1 protein-coding gene is annotated in these 787 nt (G+C 59.2%); it reads right to left on the bottom strand.

Annotated elements, in window-relative coordinates; translation table 11 throughout:
- Positions 1-787, bottom strand: a 787-nt coding sequence (locus AC1DLB_RS31235) for a carboxy terminal-processing peptidase (protein ID WP_477786434.1), incomplete at both ends; no start/stop codon positions are given.

Raw genomic sequence — 787 nt, 5'->3', positions numbered from 1 at the left:
CAGTGTTGAGTTTCAAGTAATCCAGCAGAATCCGCCCGGTCTCGCTCAGGTAGGCGTCGTCTTCTGGCTTGGTCTTGTCTGGCTCGGCCGCGATGGCATCTTCGTCTTCTTTCTTCAGCTCTTTGAGCGGCTCTTCACCCTTGGCCTTGCGACGGATGTTTTCCATGGCCAGTTGCTTGGCTTCGATATCGGCGTGTTGTGCACGACGGTCGGCTTCATTGAGGCTGACGGTTTTTTCGGCCATCAGCTTCTGGGCCAGGGCCAGTTTGTCGCGGATGAACACGAACTCCGCGTCTTTGGCCGAGCGCATATCATGCTCGGACTTGAGCTGCGTGATGTACGGTTTGAACGGGTCGACCGCCGGCTTGATGGCCGCACGGATGGTGTCCCACGGCATGGCTTCCGGCAGGGCGCTTTCGCCGATTTCCTTGGTGTCGATGATCGACGGGTAATCGATGTCCGGCAGTACGCCCTGATGCTGGGTGCTCTGGCCGGAAACCCGGTAGAACTTGGCCAGGGTCAGTTTCAGTTCGCCATGGTTCAGCGGCTGAATGGTTTGCACGGTGCCTTTGCCGAAGGTCTGGCCGCCGATGATCAGTGCACGGTGGTAGTCCTGCATCGCACCGGCGAAGATCTCCGACGCCGAGGCGGACAAACGGTTGACCAGCAGCGCCATCGGGCCTTTGTAGAACGCGCCCGGGTTTTCATCTTCCAGTACATCGACCCGGCCGTCGGCGTTACGCACCAGCACGGTCGGACCTTTGTCGATGAACAAGCTGGTCAGTTC

This window comes from Pseudomonas sp. 05N434, assembly GCF_056396965.1.
This window is presented reverse-complemented; position numbering and strand designations above follow the sequence as displayed.